Below are 17115 nucleotides of genomic sequence, written 5' to 3' on the forward strand. Positions count from 1 at the left end.
TCGCCCATCAGAAGCCAACCTTTTCCTCGGACTCGGACTGGGACACGGACGCGCGCTTGTCCGGCGTGGACGCCGACCGCTCGGCGTACGGATCACGCTCCGCCGCGTAGTACTTCTCCACCTCCGCGTTGACCGCCTTCATCCGCGCCTTGATATCGGCGTCCAGGTTCTCGTAACCCACCCGGGACGCCTGGACCGCGAGCCCCATACCTTCGATCTGCGCGCCCAGGGCCTTGGAGAGTTTCTCCAGCTCGTCGTGGACGATGGCGTACGAGTCGTAGAGGAACTGTGCTTCCTTGAACTCCGCGGAGCCCAGTTGCGACCGCTCGATGCGGTCCTTGCCGACCTTCGTCGGAGCGGCCTCCGAGTCGTCCAGCTCGCGCAGCAGGTCGTCCACGCGCTTCTTGAAGCCCGCCATGGCGCTGTGCTGGATGTCCAGCGCCATCGCGGGATTGACGTTCGACAGCGTGTCGAACGCCTTCCCCGTGTCCGGGACACCGCCGGTGCCGCCGCCCCCGTTCGAACTCACTCGGCCCGCCTCCCCGTTCCACTCGAACGTCTCGTTCTGCGATCGGTCGATCACCCTAATGCCGTTGCGGAAGCAAGCCCACCTGAATCAGCGGCGTACCGCGCTTGCGCGAGACGAACACGCCACGCCCCGGCGGCATGGGCCGGGCCCGCACGTTGCCGAGGATGTCGCCTTCGCTCGGATCACCCGAAAGGATCACACCCTGGGCGCCCAGTTCCTTCAGGCGCTGCATGAACGACTCGTACATCGCCCGAGACGCCCCGGCCGAGCTGCGCGCGATGATGAACTTCACGCCCACGTCACGCGCGAAGGGCAGGTGCTCCACCAACTGGCCCAGCGGGTTTCCGGAGCTGGTCGCGACGAGTTCGTGGTCGTCGACGACGACGAACAGTTGCGGGCCGCTCCACCAGCTGCGGTCGCGCAACTGCTGCGGAGTGATGTCCGGCTTGGGGGCCCGCTTCTCCATGAACTGGCGCACGGCGTCCATGTGCACCTGCATCGCGGACGCCATGGGGGCGTACTCGAGCAGGTGACTCTCCGGCACCGCTTCCAGCATCGTGCGCCGGTAGTCGCCGACCACGATCCGCGCCTCGGCGGGCGTGTAGCGTTCCGCGATCTGCTTGGTGATCAGACGCAGCAGGTTGGTCTTGCCGGACTCGCTCTCGCCGAAAACGAGAAAGAAGGGGTCGGTGTCGAAGTCGACGAACACCGGCTCCAGATTGGCCTCGTCGATGCCGATCGCGATGCCGTACTGAGGGAACTCGAAGCCCTTGGGCAACTGGTCGGCGGGCAGCTTGCGGGGGAGCAGACGCACGGTCGGGGCCGCCGGACCTTGCCAGTTCTCCTTGACCGTCCGGACCAGGTGGGCCGTGGCGTCGGCCAGGTCGTCTGCGTCGGAGGACGAGTCGATCCGGGGCAACGCCGTCATGAAGTGCAGTTTGGCGGGAACTTGACCACGGCCCGGGACCCCGGTCGGCACGTTCATGGCGACCTTGCGGTCGAATTCGGAGTCCATCGCGTCGCCGAGGCGCAGCTCCAGGCGTCCGAGGATCTGGTCCTTGAGCACCGCACGTACCTCCATGTAACGCGAGGCGGAGAGGACCACGTGGATGCCGTAGCCCAGGCCCCGGGCGGCGATGTCGTTGACGACGCCCTCGAGGCCCTCGTAGTCGTTGCGGAAGTTGCCCCAGCCGTCGATGACGAGGAAGACGTCCCCCCACGCCTCTCCGGGCAGGTCGCCCGCCGCGCGGCGCCGGCGGTACGTGGTGATCGAGTCGATGCCGTGCGCGCGGAAGAACTGCTCGCGGCGGTTGAGGATGCCGGCGACCTCCGCGACCGTACGCCGCACGCGCTCCGGGTCGAGCCGCGACGCGACCCCACCCACGTGCGGCAGGTCGGCCACAGCCGTCAGGCCGCCACCGCCGAAGTCGAGCCCGTAGAACTGCACTTCGTACGGCGTGTGGGTGAGCGCGAAGGACGCGATCAGGGTCCGCAGCAGGGTCGACTTGCCCGACTGCGGGCCGCCGACCACCAACATGTGGCCCGCGGCGGCGGAGAAGTCCTGGTAGAGGACCTCCCGCTTCTGCTCGAAGGGCTTGTCGACCAGGCCGAGCGGGACCGTCAGGCCGCCCGGTGCGGAGTACTCCGCGGAGTGGAGCCCGCGCTCTGCGGAGACGGTGAGGGCGGGCAGCAGTTCGTCCAGCGCCGACGCCCGGTCCAGCGGCGGCAGCCACACCTGGTGCGCGGGGACGCCCTGCCCCTCCAGCCGCTGCACGACCACGTCCAGCACGGTGTCGGCCAGGGCGTCGTCCTCCTGCCGCGGCTCGGGGGTGCGTGCCCGGTCCGGATCCGGTGCCGCGTACACCATTGGTACGGGGGCCGCGGTGAACAGCGCGGGCCGCCGCTCGACGGGCGCGCGGCTGAGACCGGTTTCCGGGCCTGCCGTGCGGTACACGCCGGAGACGTACGCCGCCTTGAAGCGCACCATCTCCTCCGTGCCGAACTTCAGGTAACCCGAGCCGGGCACGGAAGGGAGGTGGTAGGCGTCCGGCACACCGAGGGCCGCGCGCGACTCGGCGGCCGAGAACGTCCGCAGACCGATGCGGTAGGACAGGTAGGTGTCCAGTCCGCGCAGTCGGCCCTCCTCCAGCCGCTGCGAGGCGAGCAGCAGGTGCACGCCCAGCGAACGGCCGATGCGTCCGATCTGGATGAACATGTCGATGAAGTCGGGCTTGGCGGTGAGGAGTTCGCTGAACTCGTCGATCACGAGCACGAGCGAGGCGAGCGGCTCCAGCGGAGCACCGGCGGCGCGTGCCTTCTCGTAGTCGTGGATGTTGGCGTAGTTGCCCGCGGCGCGCAGAAGCTCCTGGCGCCGCTGGAGTTCGCCGCGGATTGCATCGCCCATGCGGTCGACGAGCGTCAGGTCGTCGGCGAGGTTGGTGATCACGGCGGCGACATGCGGCATGCGGGACATGCCCGCGAACGTCGCGCCGCCCTTGAAGTCCGCCAGGACGAAGTTCAGCGTCTCGGAGGAGTGCGTGACCGCCAGGCCCAGCACCAGCGTGCGCAGCAGTTCGGACTTGCCGGAGCCGGTCGCCCCCACACACAGACCGTGTGGACCCATGCCGTCCTGCGCGGCCTCCTTCAGGTCCAGCATCACCGGTCGGCCGTCCTCGCCGACGCCGATCGGCACCCGCAGGCGCTCCGGCGTCGACCGCGGCCTCCAGGTCCGCGCGACGTCCACCGCCGCCGCATCCCCCAGCCCGAGCAGTTCGGTGAAGTCCAGGTTGGCGAGCAGCGGTTCGTCGTCGTTGCCGCTGCCCAGCCGCAGCGGAGCGAGTTGCCGCGCGAGCGCCTCGGCTGCGGGCAGCGACAGCCTGTCGGGCTCGCCCTCGTAGGCGACCCCGGCCCCGGAGTCGAGGAACAGCCGCTCCGGACGCACGACCACCGAGAGGTCCCCGCGGAGATGGTCCAGCTCACCGCTCACGACCTCGACGATGGTCACCCCCTGGATGCCCTCGGCGGCCGCGAACGCGGAGGTCGGCGGAACCATGCCGCCATCGAGGACGACGAGGATGTGCGGGTGGTCGAGGAGCGGCTGCCCGTCACGGCTGAACCGGGGGCGGCCCTCCAGCCGGTTCGCGAGCATGTGCTCCAGCTCGCCGAGGTCGTCCCCGAACAGGCGGCGCGTGCCGGCGCCGTCGAACGACCCCGCCACCTGGCAGTGCGGCAGCCACTTGGTCCAGTCCCAGCGGCCCACGGCTCCTGGAGCGGTCACCACGGCGACCACCAGGTCGTCGGGGGAGTGGAGGGTGGTGGCCTGCGCGACCAGCGCGCGCGCTGCGGCGTGGGCGCTGTCCGGTTCTCCGGAGACCGTCACGTGGTAGAAGGCGCGCAGGGAGACGGCGACCGGCAGACCGTCCAACTGACCGTGCACGGACAGGAAGCGCTGCATGGCGCCGGCGCACAGCGGCTCCAGCTCGTCCACCGGCGCTGTGTGCGGGGCGACCAGCGGGGTGGCCAGCTGCTGCGGTCCCAGACCCACCCGCACCTGCCCGAAGTCGGCGTCGCCGACGCGGCGTTCCCACACCCGGCTGCCCTCGGCGGCCACCGCCCACAGCTGCTCGGGCGCGGGATGCAGGTACAGCTGCGCGTCCCGCTGGCGGCGGGCCGTCCCGCGCACCTTGCGGCGGGTCTGTGCGAGATACCGGAGGTAGTCGCGGCGCACGTCTGCCATTTGCCCCTGCGTACCCCTGCGGTACCGCACGATCTGGGCGACGACCATCGCGGCCGTCGACACCAGCATGACCACGCCCATGATCCGCATGAACGGGTGTGCGTTGGGAGAGGCGAAGTAGAACACCACCGACGAGCCCATGCCGAGCGTGGGCAGCACCTGCATGAGGACGCCCTCCTGCTGCCCGCGCGGCAACTCGGGAGGAGCTTCCAGCTGAAGCTCGTCCGAGGACACCTCGGGCGGCAGGGTGCGCGGTGGGCGCTTGACGACGATCTGGCTCACCGAGGCCTCAATCCCCCTGTGTGGACGATCGGTTGCACGCCGGCACCCCCGTGGTGACGGTCGTCCTCCACACCGGGGATCCTACGTGTCACCCCCGACAGGACTTGTCGGTAGGGTTGCGCCCCGCAGCGTACGCATCCGCGAAGCAGGGGGTCAGTGAAGGTGAGTACGACCACGGCGACGGGTTTCTGCAGAGTCACGGTGGTGGCCCCCGACAGCCGTATCGACGTGGCGCTCCCGGTGGACATCCCCGTCGCTGACGTCTACCCGGAGATCCTTCGTCTGACGGGTCAGGCCCAGCAGGTCGGCACTCCGACGGGATATCACCTGGTACGGCGCGACGGCAGGGTCCTGGAAGGCGCCCGCACGCTCTCCGACGAGCAAGTCCTCGACGGAGAGGTCCTCAGCCTGCGGCCGTTCGCCCACTCGCTGCCGCCCGCCGTGCACGACGACGTGTCGGACGCGGTCGCCTCGGCGGTGGTCCGCGACCGGCACCTGTGGAGCGACGACCTGTTGCGCGCCGCCGGACTGACCGGAGGCGCCCTGCTCCTGCTGCTGCTCGCGTTCGTCCTGTGGTTCACCGATCCGGTCTGGCACGACATGCACGGTCTGCCCGGCATCGTCGCGGGAGGCCTCGGCTTGCTGCTCACCGCCTTTGCGGGCGTCCGTGCGCGGGTCTACGACGACCGGGCCACGGCCGTAGCCCTGGGACTGGGCGCCCTGCCCCTGCTGCTCGTCGCCGGGTCGGGGATCATCGCGGCCCCGGCCGGGCAGGGGCCGGGGAAACTGCAGTTCATGCTGGGCTGCGCGGCGGTTCTGGTGGTGTCGGTGACCCTCCTCGCGTTCGCGCCCGGCTCGGACGCCCCCTTCGTGGCCGCGACCTTCCTGGCGGGGGTGGGCACCCTGGCCACCTTCGTCACGATCGTCACCGGAGCCTCCGCGACCGACGCCGCCGCCGTCTGCGCCCCCTCCGCGATCGCCCTGGTCGCCTTCCTCCCCGGTCTGTCCGTGCGCTTCGCGCGCCTCCCCATCGGCTATGCCGCCCCGCGTTCCGCCCTCCACGACGACTTCGAGGCGGACCCGTCGCAGGCGCCGGACGCCGAGGCCCTCGACGCCGAGCACATCGCCGCCCAGGCCCGGCGCGGGCACGAAATGCTGCTGGGGCTGGTGGGCGGCACGTCCGCCGTCGTCGTCGCCTCTGCGGCGGTCCTCGGATTCTCGGACGACGTATGGGCCCAGCTGCTGGCGCTCGCCGTGGGCCTGTCCATGCTGATCCGCGCCCGCCTGTTCCGTTACACCTCCCAGGTGACCTGCGCCCTCGTCGCCGGCATCGGCGCCGTCGCGCTGCTGCTGGTGGGGATGGTGCTGAACCCTCCGTCCGAGGCCCTGACGGAGTTCGTCCTGCACGGCGACGGGGGAGCGCTGGAACTGCGTACCCTGTGGCTGTCCGCGGCCGTCGCCGTCGGTGTCGCGCTGATCACCGCCATCGGTCTCGTCGTCCCCCGCAAGGGCCTTTCACCCTTCTGGGGCCGCTTCCTCGACCTCACCGAGTCGGCCGTCCTGCTCACGCTCGTGCCGCTCTGCCTGGCCGCTCTGGGCGTCCTCACCGCGGTCCGGTCGCTGACAGGCTGAGGCGCCGGCGTGTCCGGCGTTCCCCGCAGCCGGGGGCGGAGGGCGGCGGAAGCCCTGGTACTCTGGGCGACGGCCGTATGTGTACGCACCCCCGGAGCGACCTGCTCTGGAGGCCGCGCCCAGCGGATCCCCGCCTTCCGAGTCATGGAAGACCCCCCGAGAAGCAGACCGGGGGCACTCGGTGGCCACTCACAGATCATGAGGAGTACGCGTGTCGCTCGACGCCGCAGTGAAGAAGCAGATCATCTCCGAGTTCGGCACCAAGGAGGGTGACACCGGCTCCCCCGAGGTCCAGGTCGCTCTGCTGTCCCGTCGGATCTCCGACCTGACGGAGCACCTGAAGACCCACAAGCACGACCACCACTCCCGCCGTGGCCTGCTGATCCTCGTCGGTCAGCGCCGCCGGCTCCTGCAGTACCTCGCCAAGAAGGACATCCAGCGCTTCCGTGCGCTGGTCGAGCGCCTCGGCATCCGCCGCGGTGCGGCGGGCGCCAAGTAAGACGCCGTGAAGGGAGCGGTTCCCGGGACAAGGGGGCCGCTCCCTTTGCTGTACGTGCGGAGTGTCACTGCCCCTTTGTAGTGTGGTAGCACAACGCAAGAACTACGACTCAGCGTGATGACCGGCGCCGCATAGGGTATGCGACCCACGGACCATCACACCGGACGTCACCCGATGTCCCTCGCGGACATCACCGACGTCCACCTTGGACGCCATTCGGCGTCCGCCCGGACGTCACCCGACGCCCGCCCAGGAAGCCCTCCGGCTTCCGCCCGGACGTCACCCGACGTCCACCCAGGGCGTCACCCGACGTCCACCCAGGGCGTCACCCGACGTCCACCCAGGGCGTCACCCGACGTCCACCCAGGGCGTCACCCGACGTCCACCCAGGGCGTCACCCGACGTCCACCCAGGGCGTCACCCGACGTCCACCCAGGGCGTCACCCGACGTCCACCCAGGGCGTCACCCGACGTCCACCCAGGGCGTCACCCGACGTCCACCCAGGGCGTCACCCGACGTCCACCCAGGGCGTCACCCGACGTCCACCCAGGGCGTCACCCGACGTCCACCCAGGGCGTCACCCGACGTCCACCCAGGGCGTCACCCGACGTCCACCCAGGGCGTCACCCGACGTCCACCCAGGGCGTCACCCGACGTCCACCCAGGGCGTCACCCGACGTCCACCCAGGGCGTCACCCGACGTCCACCCAGGGCGTCACCCGACGTCCACCCAGGGCGTCACCCGACGTCCACCCAGGGCGTCACCCGACGTCCACCCAGGGCGTCACCCGACGTCCACCCCGGACGTCACCCGACGTCCCCCGTACGAGGGGAAGCGCACCTCGCCGCCGCCGGTCCTCGGTAGTGGCCCCCGGGAGAGTCAACCCCGGGTGCTTCGATCGAAGACCGGCCCGCACCAGTGGAGCGCTTCTCCGCCCCGTCCCCCCGCCACACGGGCGGGAGGGACGAAAGACGACAAGTAACGGAGAAAACGCTGGTGGAGAACGAGACCCACTACGCCGAGGCCGTCATCGACAACGGCTCCTTCGGCACCCGCACCATCCGCTTCGAGACGGGCCGCCTGGCCCGTCAGGCCGCCGGCTCCGCCGTGGCCTACCTGGACGACGACACCATGGTGCTGTCGGCCACCACCGCTTCCAAGAACCCCAAGGACCAGCTCGACTTCTTCCCCCTCACGGTGGACGTCGAGGAGCGGATGTACGCGGCCGGGAAGATCCCCGGCTCGTTCTTCCGCCGCGAGGGCCGTCCCTCCGAGGACGCCATCCTCACCTGCCGTCTGATCGACCGCCCGCTGCGCCCGTCCTTCAAGAAGGGCCTGCGCAACGAGATCCAGGTCGTCGCCACGATCATGGCGCTCAACCCCGACCACCTGTACGACGTCGTGGCGATCAACGCCGCCTCCGCGTCCACGCAGCTGGCCGGCCTGCCCTTCTCCGGCCCGATCGGCGGCGTCCGCGTCGCGCTGATCCGCGGCCAGTGGGTCGCGTTCCCGACGCACACCGAGCTCGAGGACGCCGTCTTCGACATGGTCGTCGCGGGCCGCACCCTGGAGGACGGCGACGTCGCGATCATGATGGTCGAGGCCGAGGCCACCGAGAAGACGATCAAGCTCGTCGAGGGCGGCGCCGAGGCGCCGACCGAGGAGGTCGTCGCCGCCGGTCTGGACGCCGCGAAGCCCTTCATCAAGGTGCTCTGCAAGGCCCAGGCCGACCTCGCCGCGAAGGCCGCCAAGCCGACCGCCGAGTTCCCGATCTTCCTCGACTTCCAGGACGACGTCCTGGAGGCGCTCACCGCGGCCGTCAAGCCCGAGCTCGCCCAGGCGCTCACCATCGCCGGCAAGCAGGAGCGCGAGGCCGAGCTGGACCGCGTCAAGCAGCTCGCCGCCGAGAAGCTCCTGCCGGAGTTCGAGGGCCGCGAGAAGGAGATCTCCGCCGCGTACCGCGCGCTGACCAAGTCCCTGGTGCGCGAGCGCGTCATCAAGGAGAAGAAGCGCATCGACGGCCGCGGTGTCACCGACATCCGCACCCTGGCCGCCGAGGTCGAGGCCATCCCGCGCGTGCACGGCTCGGCGCTGTTCGAGCGCGGTGAGACCCAGATCCTGGGCGTCACCACGCTGAACATGCTGCGCATGGAGCAGCAGCTGGACACCCTCTCCCCGGTGACCCGCAAGCGCTACATGCACAACTACAACTTCCCGCCGTACTCCACCGGCGAGACCGGCCGCGTCGGCTCCCCGAAGCGCCGCGAGATCGGTCACGGCGCCCTCGCCGAGCGCGCCCTGATCCCGGTCCTGCCGACCCGCGAGGAGTTCCCCTACGCGATCCGTCAGGTGTCCGAGGCCCTCGGCTCCAACGGCTCGACGTCCATGGGCTCCGTCTGCGCCTCCACCATGTCGCTGCTGAACGCCGGTGTGCCGCTGAAGGCCCCCGTCGCCGGTATCGCCATGGGCCTGATCTCCCAGGAGATCGAGGGCGAGACGCACTACGTCACCCTCACCGACATCCTCGGTGCGGAGGACGCCTTCGGCGACATGGACTTCAAGGTCGCCGGCACCAAGGAGTTCGTGACCGCCCTCCAGCTCGACACCAAGCTGGACGGCATCCCCGCCTCCGTCCTGGCCGCCGCTCTCAAGCAGGCCCGTGACGCCCGCCTCCACATCCTCGACGTGATGATGGAAGCGATCGACACGCCGGACGAGATGTCCCCCAACGCGCCGCGGATCATCACCGTGAAGATCCCGGTCGACAAGATCGGCGAGGTCATCGGCCCCAAGGGCAAGATGATCAACCAGATCCAGGAGGACACCGGCGCCGAGATCACGATCGAGGACGACGGCACGATCTACATCGGTGCCTCCGACGGCCCGGCCGCCGAGGCCGCCCGCGCCACGATCAACGGCATCGCCAACCCGACGATGCCCGAGGTCGGCGAGCGCTACCTGGGCACGGTCGTCAAGACCACGACCTTCGGCGCGTTCGTCTCGCTGCTCCCCGGCAAGGACGGTCTGCTGCACATCTCGCAGATCCGCAAGCTGGCCGGCGGCAAGCGCGTGGAGAACGTCGAGGACGTCCTCGGCGTGGGCCACAAGGTCCAGGTGGAGATCGCCGAGATCGACTCCCGCGGCAAGCTCTCCCTGATCCCCGTGATCGAGGGCGAGGACGACGACAAGAAGGACGACGCCGACAAGTGACGTCCCGTGGCTCCAAGGCGACGGCCCGCACCTCCTCGGAGGCGCGGGCCGTCGCCCGTACCCAAACCCTCATCAAGGGCGAGAACGGCATCGGCACGGTGCGCAGGACCACCCTCCCGGGCGGACTGCGCATCGTCACCGAGACCCTGCCCTCGGTCCGCTCCGCGACCTTCGGCATCTGGGCGCACGTCGGCTCCCGCGACGAGACCCCGGCCCTCAACGGCGCCACCCACTACCTGGAGCACCTGCTCTTCAAGGGGACGGCCACCCGCTCAGCGCTGGACATCTCCGCCGCCATCGACGCCGTCGGCGGCGAGATGAACGCGTTCACGGCCAAGGAGTACACGTGCTACTACGCGCGCGTGCTCGACACCGACCTGCCGCTCGCCATCGACGTGGTGTGCGACATGCTGACCGGCTCGGTGATCCGCGAGGAGGACGTCGACGTCGAGCGCGGCGCCATCCTCGAAGAGATCGCGATGACCGAGGACGACCCGGGCGACTGCGTGCACGACCTGTTCGCGCACACGATGTTCGGCGACAACCCGCTCGGCCGCCCCGTCCTCGGCACGGTCGACACGGTCAACGCCCTCACCGCCGACCGCATCCGCCGCTTCTACAAGAAGCACTACGACCCCACGCACCTGGTGGTCTCCTGCGCGGGCAACGTCGACCACAACAAGGTCGTCCGCCAGGTCCGCGCCGCCTTCGAGAAGGCCGGCGCGCTCAAGGACCCCGAGGCGCAGCCGATCGCCCCGCGCGGCGGCCGGCGCGCCCTGCGCACCGCCGGGCGCGTGGAGCTGCTCGGCCGCAAGACGGAGCAGGCGCACATCGTGCTCGGCATGCCGGGCCTCGCCCGGACGGACGAGCGGCGCTGGGCTCTCGGCGTGCTGAACACCGCCCTCGGCGGCGGCATGTCCTCCCGCCTCTTCCAGGAGGTCCGCGAGAAACGCGGCCTGGCCTACAGCGTGTACTCGTACACGTCGGGCTTCGCCGACTGCGGCCTGTTCGGGGTGTACGCGGGCTGCCGGCCCTCCCAGGTGCACGACGTGCTGAAGATCTGCCGCGACGAGCTGGACCAGGTCGCCGAGCACGGACTGCCCGACGACGAGATCGAGCGTGCCATCGGCCAGCTCAGGGGCTCCACCGTCCTCGGCCTGGAGGACACCGGCGCGCTGATGAACCGTATCGGCAAGAGCGAGCTGTGCTGGGGCGAGCAGATGTCGGTCGACGACATGCTGTCCCGGATAGCCTCGGTCACCCCGGACGACGTGCGCTCGGTCGCCCGGGACATCCTGGGACGGCGGCCCTCCCTGTCGGTCATCGGCCCGCTGAAGGACAAGCAGGCGGCCCGGCTGCACGAGGCCGTCGCCTGACCCACCCCGGCACCACACCCGGTAAGGAAGCAACAGACATGAGCAAGCTGCGCGTGGCGGTCCTCGGCGCCAAGGGCCGGATCGGCTCCGAGGCGGTACGGGCGGTCGAGGCCGCCGAGGACATGGAACTGGTCGCCGCCCTCGGCCGGGGCGACAAGCTGGAGACCCTCGCCGAGACCGGCGCCCAGGTCGCCGTCGAGCTGACCACCCCCGCCTCGGTCATGGGCAACCTCGACTTCTGCGTGCGCCACGGCATCCACGCGGTGGTCGGCACCACCGGCTGGACCGACGACCGCCTCGCGCAGCTCAGGGGGTGGCTCGACCAGTCCCCGGAGACGGGCGTGCTCATCGCCCCGAACTTCTCCATCGGCGCCGTGCTGACCATGAAGTTCGCCCAGATCGCCGCCCCCTACTTCGAGTCCGTCGAGGTCGTGGAGCTGCACCACCCCAACAAGGTGGACGCCCCCAGCGGCACCGCCACGCGCACCGCCCAGCTCATCGCCGAGGCCCGCCGCCAGGCCGGCAGCGCGCCCGCCCCGGACGCCACCACCACCGCCCTCGACGGCGCCCGCGGCGCGGACGTCGACGGGGTCCCGGTGCACGCGGTCCGGCTGCGCGGCCTCCTCGCCCACCAGGAGGTCCTGCTCGGCGCCGAGGGCGAGACCCTCACCGTCCGCCACGACTCCCTGCACCACAGCAGCTTCATGCCGGGCATCCTGCTCGGCGTGCGCCGCGTGGTGACCAATCCCGGCCTCACCTTCGGCCTGGAACACTTCCTCGACCTGAACTGAGCCGGTCACACCCCTATGCGCGCGAAGATCTCCTACGCCCTCACGGCCGCCGTCCTGGTCGTCTACTTCGTCCTGGTCGGCAGCCGCGGCGTGCTGCTCATCAAGGCCGGCACGCTCCTCACGGTCACCTTCGGGGTGGCCGTGCTGATCCTGCCGGTCATCGGCGTGTGGTTCCTCTGGAAGAACACCCAGTTCGTACGGGACGCCAACCGCCTCGCCGCCGAGCTGGACGCCGAGGGCGGCCTGCCCGTGGACAACCTCAGGCGGCTGCCCAGCGGCCGTATCGACCGCGAGTCGGCCGACGAGATCTTCGCGCTGCGCAAGGCCGAGACGGAGGACGCGCCCGACGACTGGCGCAGTTGGTTCCGCCTCGCCGTGGCCTACCACGATGCCCGGGACACCCCGCGCGCCCGCAAGGCGATGCAGCGGGCCATCGCGCTGCGCAAGACCGCCTCGTAAGGCGTCCCGCCCTCACGGCCGCCCGTACTCGTCCGCCCACGCCTCGACCGTGTCGGCCGCGCGGTCGAAGGCGAGCGGGTCGCGTCCCAGGAAGTCCGCGTTGTGCGAGGTCAGCAGCGGCGCCGGCCCCTGCGCCGAGCGGCCCCGCCGGTTCATCACGAGCGCCTGCCCCTGCACGGTCCTGGGCAGCCCCAGCCAGCGCACCGGCTGCTGCACCGTACGCACCGCCGTGACCTGGTCCCAGGCCGTCGTACGGGTGCTGACGAAGGCCACGTGACGCAGCCCCCGGGCGCTCACCCACACCCCCATGCGCAGCAGCCGCAGCGCTGCCACCACGATGACCAGCGCGAACCCGAACACGGTCGCCGCCGACGCGGGCGTGGCCGTCGCCGCGATGATCACGGACGAGAAGAGCACGAACGAGGCGAGCAGCAGCAGGACCGCGGCCGCGCCGACCCGCCAGGGGCCGGGCCGGTAGGGACGCCGCCAGCGGTCCCGGTCGTCGTACGGCAGCGCGACGTCGTCCGTCGTGTCGAAGGCGCGGTCGGCCGTCAGGAAGGGCAGGGGCACGGTGGTCCTCACTCGATCCATGCAGGGGCTGTGCCCGGTGAGGCTATCGATCTGTGTCACCCGTCACCACCCTCGGGGGTCCGGACGGCCCCGCGTCCGCGCCGTAGAGTGGGCGGCGCCCCAGAAGTGATGGAAGGACCCTCCGCGCCGTGACCGACACCCCTGCCGACGACCTCAAGCCGAGTTTCCGCAGCGATGTGACCGTCGAGCTGGTGAAGCACACCGCGTCCGACGCCGACGTGCTGTTCGCTGCCCGTGTCTCGACGCTCGGCGAGCAGTCGCTGGACGAGCTGCAGAAGGACCCCGAGCGGTCCAAGGGCCTGATCAACTACCTGATGCGGGACCGGCACGGCAGCCCCTTCGAGCACAACTCGATGACCTTCTTCGTCAGCGCCCCGATCTTCGTCTTCCGCGAGTTCATGCGGCACCGGGTCGGCTGGTCGTACAACGAGGAGTCGGGCCGCTACCGGGAGCTCCAGCCGGTCTTCTACGTCCCCGACGCCGACCGCAAGCTGGTCCAGGAGGGCCGCCCCGGCAAGTACCGCTTCGTCGAGGGCACCGCCGACCAGCAGAAGCTCGTCGGACGCGCCATGGAGGACTCCTACCGGCAGTCCTACGAGGCCTACCAGGAGATGCTGGCCGCCGGCGTGGCCCGCGAGGTCGCCCGCTCGGTCCTCCCCGTCGGCCTGTACTCGTCGATGTACGCGACCTGCAACGCCCGCTCGCTGATGCACTTCCTCGGCCTGCGCACCCAGCACGAGCTGGCCAAGGTGCCGTCCTTCCCGCAGCGGGAGATCGAGATGGTCGGCGAGAAGATGGAGGCCGAGTGGGCCCGCCTGATGCCGCTGACCTACGCCGCCTTCAACGCCAACGGGCGCGTCGCCCCGTAACGGGCGCCCTCCCGCGCCCCGGCGCGGCAGGCGAGCACTGGTGTGCGCATCAGCCACGCGAAGTGTCCGTATTGCGGCATTTCGCGAAGTTCATCTAGCCTGATCAAACGGGCCCGGCACTGCCTGAACCCCCGAGCAGGCAGTGCCGGGTCCCCCCTTCGCACCCCTCCGTCGCCTCCCCCGAGGGAAGACCCCGACCTGAGCAACGAGTAGCGTGTAACCCATGGCTCCGACCTCGACTCCGCAGACCCCCTTCGGGCGGGTCCTCACCGCCATGGTCACGCCCTTCACGGCGGACGGCGCACTCGACCTCGACGGCGCACAGCGGCTCGCCACCCACCTGGTGGACGCAGGCAACGACGGCCTGATCGTCAACGGCACCACCGGCGAGTCCCCCACCACCAGTGACGCGGAGAAATCGGATCTCGTACGGGCGATCGTGGAGGCGGTCGGCGACCGCGCCCACGTCGTGGCCGGTGTCGGCACCAACGACACCCACCACAGCATGGAGCTGGCCCGCGCCGCGGAGCGCGCCGGCGCACACGGCCTGCTGGTCGTCACGCCGTACTACAACAAGCCCCCGCAGGAGGGCCTCTACCGGCACTTCACGGCCGTCGCCGACGCCGCCGAGCTGCCCGTGATGCTCTACGACATCCCCGGCCGCAGCGGCGTCCCGATCAGCACCGAGACGATCGTCCGCCTCGCCGAGCACCCGCGGATCGTCGCCAACAAGGACGCCAAGGGCGACCTCGGCCGCGCCGGCTGGGCCATCGCCCGCACCGGTCTCGCCTGGTACTCCGGCGACGACATGCTCAACCTGCCGCTGCTCTCCATCGGCGCGGTCGGCTTCGTCTCCGTCGTCGGCCACGTCGTCACCCCCGAGCTGCGCGCCCTGGTCGAGGCGTACACCTCCGGCGACGTCCAGAAGGCCACCGAGATCCACCAGAAGCTGCTCCCCGTCTACACGGGAATGTTCCGCACCCAGGGCGTCATGACCACCAAGGCGGCGCTCGCGCTCAAGGGCCTCCCCGCGGGACCCCTGCGCGCCCCCATGGTCGAGTGCACGCCCGAAGAGATCGAGCAGCTCAAGATCGATCTTGCCGCGGGCGGGGTACAACTCCAGTAATCAGACTTCGCGCGCCCCGGGCGCGCAGATCGACTCCACAACTGAATACGCGGGCCACCGGTGCCCGCACATCCAACGACAACTGCTTCTGCACGAACGTCATGCGCGCCACGTGCCCAACCGGTACGTGGCGCGTGTGGTGAGGAGAGTCTTTTGAGTCATCCGCATCCTGAACTCGGCCCGCCCCCGCCGCTCCCCGAAGGCGGCCTGCGGGTCACCCCGCTCGGCGGCCTCGGCGAGATCGGCCGCAACATGACGGTCTTCGAGTACGGCGGCCGCCTGCTGATCGTCGACTGCGGAGTGCTCTTCCCCGAGGAGGAACAGCCCGGAATCGACCTGATCCTGCCCGACTTCTCGTCCATCCGGGACCGTCTCGACGACATCGAGGGCATCGTCCTCACCCATGGTCACGAGGACCACATCGGCGGCGTCCCCTTCCTGCTGCGCGAGAAGCCGGACATCCCGCTGATCGGCTCCAAGCTCACCCTCGCCCTGATCGAGGCCAAGCTCCAGGAGCACCGCATCCGCCCGTACACCCTCCAGGTCGCGGAGGGGCAGCGCGAGCGCATCGGCCCCTTCGACTGCGAGTTCGTGGCGGTCAACCACTCCATCCCGGACGCGCTGGCCGTCGCCATCCGCACGCCCGCCGGCATGGCGGTGCACACGGGCGACTTCAAGATGGACCAGCTCCCGCTGGACAACCGCCTCACGGACCTGCACGCGTTCGCCCGGCTCAGCGAGGAGGGCATCGACCTCCTCCTCTCCGACTCCACGAACGCCGAGGTCCCGGGCTTCGTCCCGCCCGAGCGCGACATCTCCAACGTGCTGCGCCAGGTCTTCGCCGGCGCCCGCAAGCGGATCATCGTGGCGAGCTTCGCCAGCCACGTCCACCGCATCCAGCAGATCCTGGACGCCGCCTACGAGTACGGCCGCCGGGTCGCCTTCGTCGGCCGCTCGATGGTGCGGAACATGGGCATCGCCCGTGACCTGGGCTATCTCAAGGTGCCTCCGGGTCTGGTCGTGGACGTCAAGACGCTCGACGACCTCCCCGACAGCGAGGTGGTCCTGGTCTGCACGGGCTCCCAGGGCGAGCCGATGGCCGCGCTGTCCCGCATGGCCAACCGCGACCACCAGATCCGCATCGTCGAGGGCGACACGGTGATCCTGGCGTCGTCGCTGATCCCCGGCAACGAGAACGCGGTCTACCGCGTGATCAACGGCCTGACCCGCTGGGGAGCCAACGTCGTCCACAAGGGCAATGCCAAGGTGCACGTCTCCGGACACGCCTCGGCCGGCGAGCTGCTGTACTTCTACAACATCTGCCGCCCGAAGAACCTGATGCCGGTCCATGGCGAGTGGCGCCATCTGCGCTCCAACGCCGAACTGGGCGCCCTCACCGGCGTCCCGCACGACCGCATCGTCATCGCCGAGGACGGCGTGGTCGTCGACCTCGTCCAGGGCAAGGCCAAGATCGTCGGCAAGGTCCAGGCGGGCTACGTCTACGTCGACGGCCTCTCCGTCGGTGACGTCGGTGAACCGGCGCTCAAGGACCGCAAGATCCTCGGCGACGAGGGCATCATCTCGGTGTTCGTGGTCCTGGACGCCTCCACCGGCAAGATCACCGGCGGACCGCACATCCAGGCCCGCGGCTCCGGCATCGAGGACTCGGCGTTCGGCGATGTGATCCCGCGGATCACCGAGACGCTCGAGCGCACGGCGCAGGACGGGATCGTCGACCCCCACCAGCTGCAGCAGCTCATCCGCCGCACGCTGGGCAAGTGGGTCTCCGACACCTACCGCCGCCGGCCGATGATCCTGCCCGTGGTGGTCGAGGTCTGACGGACCGTCGGACGCCGCACACGCGTCAACCGGCAGCGGGGCGCCTCGATTTGCATCGGGGCGCCCCGCTCCAGTACGTTTACAACTCCTCCCGAGCGGGCACCCGGCCACTTCATGCGGTCGGACACCAGTGCCCGGTGAGGGTGGGAAAACCGGCTCAGAATCTCTGATAAA

At 70.3% G+C, this 17115-nt stretch carries 12 protein-coding genes; 9 read left to right on the forward strand and 3 right to left on the reverse strand.

Going from position 1 to position 17115, the window contains the following annotated elements:
* Window positions 1-7: 7 nt before the first annotated feature.
* Window positions 8-529: a hypothetical protein gene (locus tag ACQY0Z_RS22835; protein ID WP_254586664.1), complete on the reverse strand. Its 522-nt coding sequence runs from the start codon at window positions 527-529 to the stop codon at window positions 8-10.
* A gap of 55 nt (window positions 530-584) precedes the next feature.
* Window positions 585-4547 (reverse strand): type VII secretion protein EccCa, encoded by a 3963-nt coding sequence (gene eccCa / locus ACQY0Z_RS22840; RefSeq protein WP_439812728.1) that lies wholly within the window; start codon window positions 4545-4547, stop codon window positions 585-587.
* 162 nt (window positions 4548-4709) lie between these two features.
* Between eccCa and eccD the strand changes: the two genes are divergently transcribed.
* The 6 genes from eccD (at window position 4710) to ACQY0Z_RS22870 (ending at window position 12516) form a co-directional block, all read left to right on the forward strand.
* The gene (eccD, locus tag ACQY0Z_RS22845) at window positions 4710-6179 is read left to right on the forward strand and encodes a type VII secretion integral membrane protein EccD (protein ID WP_439812729.1); all 1470 of its coding nucleotides are present in this window, start codon (window positions 4710-4712) and stop codon (window positions 6177-6179) included.
* 211 nt (window positions 6180-6390) lie between these two features.
* On the forward strand, window positions 6391-6678 hold the full coding sequence (gene rpsO, locus ACQY0Z_RS22850; protein WP_006130415.1) for a 30S ribosomal protein S15: 288 nt from the start codon (window positions 6391-6393) through the stop codon (window positions 6676-6678).
* A 998-nt stretch (window positions 6679-7676) separates the two neighbouring features.
* Window positions 7677-9890 (forward strand): polyribonucleotide nucleotidyltransferase, encoded by a 2214-nt coding sequence (locus ACQY0Z_RS22855; RefSeq protein WP_189906413.1) that lies wholly within the window; start codon window positions 7677-7679, stop codon window positions 9888-9890.
* A complete protein-coding gene (locus ACQY0Z_RS22860; RefSeq protein WP_189906415.1) occupies window positions 9887-11266 on the forward strand; it encodes a M16 family metallopeptidase in 1380 nt (459 codons plus the stop codon). The genes ACQY0Z_RS22855 and ACQY0Z_RS22860 overlap by 4 nt, the downstream gene beginning before the upstream one ends.
* 38 nt (window positions 11267-11304) lie before the next feature.
* Window positions 11305-12057, forward strand: coding sequence for a 4-hydroxy-tetrahydrodipicolinate reductase (gene dapB / locus ACQY0Z_RS22865; RefSeq protein ID WP_381728886.1), 753 nt, complete (start codon window positions 11305-11307; stop codon window positions 12055-12057).
* Between the two features lie 15 nt (window positions 12058-12072).
* Window positions 12073-12516 (forward strand): hypothetical protein, encoded by a 444-nt coding sequence (locus ACQY0Z_RS22870; RefSeq protein ID WP_019527148.1) that lies wholly within the window; start codon window positions 12073-12075, stop codon window positions 12514-12516.
* A gap of 12 nt (window positions 12517-12528) precedes the next feature.
* Here ACQY0Z_RS22870 and ACQY0Z_RS22875 read toward each other — a convergent pair whose 3' ends face one another.
* Window positions 12529-13086, reverse strand: a complete 558-nt coding sequence (locus tag ACQY0Z_RS22875; RefSeq protein WP_189906427.1) for a hypothetical protein — start codon at window positions 13084-13086, stop codon at window positions 12529-12531.
* A 149-nt stretch (window positions 13087-13235) separates the two neighbouring features.
* Here ACQY0Z_RS22875 and thyX point away from each other — a divergent pair, with 149 nt between their 5' ends.
* From thyX to ACQY0Z_RS22890, 3 genes are all read left to right on the forward strand, one after another.
* The gene (gene thyX / locus ACQY0Z_RS22880) at window positions 13236-13976 is read left to right on the forward strand and encodes an FAD-dependent thymidylate synthase (protein ID WP_189906419.1); all 741 of its coding nucleotides are present in this window, start codon (window positions 13236-13238) and stop codon (window positions 13974-13976) included.
* A gap of 223 nt (window positions 13977-14199) precedes the next feature.
* A complete protein-coding gene (dapA, locus tag ACQY0Z_RS22885) occupies window positions 14200-15102 on the forward strand; it encodes a 4-hydroxy-tetrahydrodipicolinate synthase (protein ID WP_381728884.1) in 903 nt (300 codons plus the stop codon).
* Between the two features lie 153 nt (window positions 15103-15255).
* Window positions 15256-16941: a ribonuclease J gene (locus tag ACQY0Z_RS22890; RefSeq protein WP_254586669.1), complete on the forward strand. Its 1686-nt coding sequence runs from the start codon at window positions 15256-15258 to the stop codon at window positions 16939-16941.
* The last annotated feature ends 174 nt before the right edge of the window (window positions 16942-17115 follow it).

It is taken from the genome of Streptomyces sp. P9-2, from assembly GCF_051903975.1.
Classification (GTDB): domain Bacteria; phylum Actinomycetota; class Actinomycetes; order Streptomycetales; family Streptomycetaceae; genus Streptomyces; species Streptomyces cellulosae.

Excerpts from the sequence above, each read along its gene's own strand:
- dapB (WP_381728886.1), top strand. The coding sequence starts at position 11,305 with ATGAGCAAGCTGCGCGTGGCGGTCCTCGGCGCCAAGGGCCGGATCGGC.
- ACQY0Z_RS22870 (WP_019527148.1), top strand. The coding sequence starts at position 12,073 with ATGCGCGCGAAGATCTCCTACGCCCTCACGGCCGCCGTCCTGGTCGTC.
- dapA (WP_381728884.1), top strand. The coding sequence starts at position 14,200 with ATGGCTCCGACCTCGACTCCGCAGACCCCCTTCGGGCGGGTCCTCACC.